Below are 1,526 nucleotides of genomic sequence, written 5' to 3'. Positions count from 1 at the left end.
TATATTTGTCGAAAGGCGGGCCGTTGAATCTTCGTGACCTCATCGCGCTGACCGGCGTCCCCGAGCGGCAGATCCGCTTCCTGATCGCGGAAGGGTTTGTCCCTGCCCCGCGGGGCGGGCGGGCGCATGCCGACTACGGCGACGATCACGTGGCGGCCATCCGGCGCTACACGCGGTTGCACGCGCTCGGCTTCCCGCCTGCCGCCATCCGCATCCTGCTGCAGGCCGAGGAAGGCGTGCCGTTTCCGGTCGCTCCCGGCGTGACGCTGGTCGTCTCGCCGAAGCTGATCGGCTCGGGCATGCCGACAGCGCCTCTGCTGGAGCGGGTCCAACAGATCCTCGCCGAGTTCCTCCAGGAGGCCGAAGATGACGATCCCCCTGCCCGCGCTGACGACTGATCCCCTGGCCTCCCTGGTCGCCGGCGCGTTCGTTGCCGGCTCCACCCATCCCATTCCCCTGGTGGAGACCCACTTCGACATCGTCACCGAAGCCGGCCTCGCGACGGTCTCGACGCGCCGCGTCTTCCGCAACGTCGAGGCCGAGAGCATCGAAGCCACCATCACCTTCCCGATGCCGGTGGGCGCAACCCTCTTTCGCCTCGAGGCGCGGATCGGCGCGCGCACGCTGACGGCGACCGCCCAGGCACGGGGCCAAGCGCGCGACCGCTACGAGCGGGCGATCGACGACGGCCGATCGGCCGTGCTGCATGAGGAACTGCTGCGCGGCGTCCACATGCTGTCCGTCGCCCATGTCCCGCCGGGGGCCGAGATCGCCGTCACGAGCGAATGGGCCATCGCGCTCACCATGGTCGCGGGCGCGGGCCGGCTGCGCATCCCGCTCACGATCGGCGATGTCTACGGCCGCTCCGGATTGCTCGAAGCCGATGCACCGCTCCAGGGGGCCCCGCCCCAGACGGCCACCCTCTCGGTCCGCAGCGATGCTGCCGCAATATGGCTGGGGACGGGGACGCTGGCCGACGGCATGGCGACCGTGCCGATGAACCAGCCGATCGATCTGGAGTTCGCCGGCTGGCCGCGGCGGCCGCTGGTCGCGAGGGCCGCCGACGGGCGAACCGTCACGTTGGATGTGGCCCCGCTCGACGATGGCGAGGCGGATCTGAACGTCGCGCTGCTGGTCGACCATTCGTCCTCGATGGACGCGCCCGCTTCCGGGCGGAGCGGCCCGCTGACCAAGCATCAGGCGCTCGTGGCCGGTCTGCAGCAGCTCGATGCGGCGCTCCGACCGTCCGACCGCATCGAACTCTGGGAATTCTCCGACCGGGCCCAGCCTGTCGCCCCGGGCCGCAGATCGCATGGAGCCGATGCGCCGGGTCTCGGTCAGCGGGCCGCTTGCCTCAGCCCGCCGGACGGGGGCACCCGGATCGGTCACGCGCTGCATGCCGTGGTCGATGGCGCGACCGCGCCCGACGTGCTCCTGGTGACGGACGGCAAGAGCTACGATCTCGATCCCCACGCCTTGGCCAAGGCCGGACGGCGGATCGTGGTCGTGCTCGTCGGGCAGGACAG

The 1,526-nt window shown here is 70.8% G+C and carries 2 protein-coding genes; both read left to right on the top strand.

Annotation, left to right across the window (positions count from 1 at the left end):
- A partial coding sequence (locus ACE3Q3_RS24365; RefSeq protein WP_374450464.1) for a helix-turn-helix domain-containing protein occupies nt 1–398 on the top strand: 398 nt, incomplete at its 5' end.
- Nucleotides 367–1,526, top strand: a 1,160-nt coding sequence (locus ACE3Q3_RS24360) for a VIT domain-containing protein (RefSeq protein WP_374450462.1), incomplete at its 3' end; no start/stop codon positions are given. The genes ACE3Q3_RS24365 and ACE3Q3_RS24360, both read left to right, overlap by 32 nt.

The sequence above is a fragment of the Allostella sp. genome (assembly GCF_041913585.1).
Lineage (GTDB): Bacteria > Pseudomonadota > Alphaproteobacteria > ATCC43930 > Allostellaceae > Allostella.
Note: the sequence above shows the minus strand (reverse complement) of the source record. Positions and strands in the feature narration are given on the sequence as shown.